Annotated in this window: 2 protein-coding genes; both read left to right on the plus strand. The window is 59.9% G+C overall.

Going from position 1 to position 3,464, the window contains the following annotated elements; genetic code table 11:
* Positions 1–2,129 (plus strand): SUMF1/EgtB/PvdO family nonheme iron enzyme (locus ABX749_RS26460; protein WP_372898646.1); only part of this gene is annotated, 2,129 nt, incomplete at its 5' end.
* A gap of 16 nt (positions 2,130–2,145) precedes the next feature.
* A partial coding sequence (locus ABX749_RS26465; RefSeq protein WP_372898647.1) for a DUF1587 domain-containing protein occupies positions 2,146–3,464 on the plus strand: 1,319 nt, incomplete at its 3' end.

Here is a 3,464-nt window from a genome sequence, read left to right on the forward strand (position 1 = left end):
AGGCCACCGGCTATCAGACCACGGCCCAACGCGGGCTGGCCGAAATGGTCGGATGGCAACCGACGCCGGAAGACAAGCCGCTGTATCAGTCCCATGATTTTGTGCGAGACGCAAAGTTCAGCTGGGAGAATCCGGGATTCGAGCAGACTGATGAGCATCCGGTCGTCGGGGTCAGTCTGACCGACGCCAAGGCGTATTGTCAGTGGCTCAGTCAACGGGACGGCGTTCGCTATCGATTGCCGACCGAAGCGGAATGGGAATTCGCCTGCCGCGCCGGCACATCGACTTGGTTCTCGTTCGGGGATTCTGCCCAAGGGGTCTCGCACCGGCACGCCAATCTCGGTCACGTCGAATTGGAACAACATCGCAAGCACGCCGCAGAGCGACAATGGTTGCTCGACTGGGACCATGATCCGACGGACGGCTATGTCTTTACGGCGCCGGTGGGCAGCTACGCTCGCAATCCCTGGGGCATCGCTGACATGCACGGCAACGTCTGGGAGTGGTGTGAAGACCTTTGGCTTGACACGATTTACAAAGATTACGATCGCCCGAAATTTGATCAGCCCAATGGCGTTGCGGTGGACCCCGTCAATCGAGATCGACCGCAAACGACCACCAATGATTTCCACGTCATTCGCGGAGGCTGCTGGTACAACGGTGATCTGTCGTGTCGATCGTCCGCGCGAATTCCTTGGGATGCCGACGACGCGGCTTGTTACGTGGGATTCCGCATCGTCCGTGATGCCGGCCCGCAGCAGTCGACGGCGGCCCGGGAAGCCTACGAGGCGGAACAGGCGGCGATCGCTGCGGTCGAAGCGGCCGGCGGAAAACGTTTTGCGTCGCGGGGGCTGGACATCGAAGTTCGGCTTGAAGGGACAAACGTTGACGAATCCGTATTTCACAGCTTGGCGAAGCTGCCCGATCTGCAGCGGCTTCGCATCGGATGGCGGGACCGCGACGCCAACCTCTCTCAGGATGGACTCGATGCGATCGCGAATTTGAAACACTTGCAGGTTCTGGAATTCAAAAGCGGCCTGGGAATCGAAACCCTCGATCTGTCCGTGTTGACTCGGATGAATGCGTTGCAGGTGCTGCGTTTTCCCCGCGACGCGTCGTTAAACGATCAGCATCTTGCGGCGCTTGCCGAGTTCACTTCGCTTCGCGAGTTTCAATGTTTCGGCACCGCCGGTGGGTTGACCGACGTGGGGCTCAGCCGGCTGGGTCGGAACCGAAATTTGGAAACCTTGCTGGCCTGGGAGAACGAAGCGACCGGGGCGTACTTGATACATTTTCAGGGCTGTCCGCTGACGACGTTGGCCAGTACCGCACCGTTTCGCAGTGCCGGCGCGATGACGGACGAGCACGCCGCCAACTTGACAGGGTTTCCACACCTTCGCTCGCTCACGCTCGATGGCCAGTCACAGCTTAGCGGCGCGTCGATCGAGCGGATCGCAGCCCTGGACGAGCTTCGGCAGTTGAGTCTGCAACGTTGCCCCGGCATCACCGACGCCGAAATGTTGCCGCTGGCGAATCTGCAGCAGCTGCGTGAGGTCAACTTGACGGGCAGTCCGGCCGGTGATGTCGCCGCCAAAGCCCTGGGGACGATTCCGCGTCTGGAATCCGTGCGTCTGGGCAACGAGGATTCTGGCGAACGCGATGGGCTGACCGACGCCGGAGTCGCCGAGTTGTCCAAAGCGTTTTCGATCCGGGAATTGGACCTGACGTCAAACGCGTTGACCGATCAAGGGCTCAAGTCTCTCGGACGCATCAATCGATTGACGCGATTGACGATCACGTCGGATCAAGTCACCGGATCGGGGTTGGGGCCGTTGACCCAATTGCCCGACTTGCGAGACATTGCGCTCCGGACACCGGGGCTGGAGGACGTGGCGTTTGAGTACCTGGCGAGTGCAAAAAGCGTTGAGAAGCTACGGCTTGCCCATCGTGGCGTTCGGCCTCCGTCGGCGTTGACCAACGACGGCATGATGAAGATGCAGGCCGCCACATGGCTGAAAGAACTGTGGTTGCCTCGCAATGACACCGGACTGACCGAACAGAAGATCAGCGAGCTTGACGAGCTGATGCCCAAAACCAACGTCATCCCCTACACCGTCTCGCTGGACTAAAGTGGCGTAAGCGTCCATGAACCAACCTCGGCCCCATCGATTTGCCATCCTGCTTTGCAGCCTTGTCCTGCTTTCGTGCAGCGTCGCGAAGGCTGCCGAACCACTTGACGTGGCGACGGACGACGATGCCGTGATGAAGCTGGTGCAGTCATTCTGTGTGGATTGCCACGGCCCAGATACTCAAGAGGGCGAGCTGCGGCTGGACACGCTGACGCCGGACTTCACCGATTCGCAGACGGCGGCGAAATGGATCGAGGTGATGGACAACCTGAACCTGGGAGAAATGCCTCCGCAGGACGAACGCCAACCGCCCGACGTGTTGGTTGCACAAGTCGTCGACTGGATCGGAAACGAATTGAAGCACGCGGCGACGCTTTCCAAAAGCACCGGCGGCCGTGAGTTGATGCGACGACTCAATCGTAGGGAGTACGCCAACATTGTCGGCGACTTGCTGGCGGTCGAATTCCTGCCCGGCGAAGGACCGCAAGACTTGTTGCCGCCCGACGGAACGATGAACGGGTTTGACACGGTCAGCAAGGCATTGTTGTTGGACCCGTCGCTGATGGAAAAGTATTTTGACGTCGCTGCCATGGTCGCAAACAAGGCGGTGATCACCGGGCCGCCGCCGGTTCCGACACGCCGCAATCGGATGCAATACGAGGACAGCACCGGCGGCATCGAGTACATCAAGCATTCACGCGAGACGATCCTGACCGAAGATGGCATCATCACGATGAACCAGGGGATGCGCAGCGACGAAGCCTTGCGGCACCCTTGGAACGATCAATTGATTCCGATCCGCGGCAGATACCGCTTGCGGGTCCGCGTGGGAGCTGATCCGCGCGATCGCGAGGCACTTTACATTCGGATCAAGCGCAGTGGGGATGGTGATTTGTATTTCGGCAAGGTGCCCGGAACGCTGGAACGTCCCGAAGTGATCGAAATCGAGCGCGCCTTCGACGTCCCCGGCGGAAATGAAATCGGCATCGAATTTGTTGACGCGCCAAGTTTTGGACGCGTCAATTATCACTTCTCGGACCTGCGGCGATCAGCGGAAGAAGCGACCAAGAATGGAAACGCGACCTTGGCGGGGCGGTTGCAGGCGCAGTTGGGCGCACAGGGATTTCCCAATCAGGGACGGATCGAGCCGGACACCCGAACGACGGACCATTTGCCCCGGATCCTGTTTGACTGGATCGAGCTGGAAGGGCCGCTGTATGAACAGTGGCCACCCCAAAGCACGGAGCTGATCTTTCATCGCGGTTTGGACGCGTCGGAGTTCGGCGAATCCTACGCCCGCGAGATCTTTGCCCGACTGCTGCCACGGGCGTTTCG

The organism is Stieleria sp. (assembly GCF_041595215.1).
GTDB classification, from domain to species: Bacteria; Planctomycetota; Planctomycetia; order Pirellulales; family Pirellulaceae; genus Stieleria; species Stieleria magnilauensis.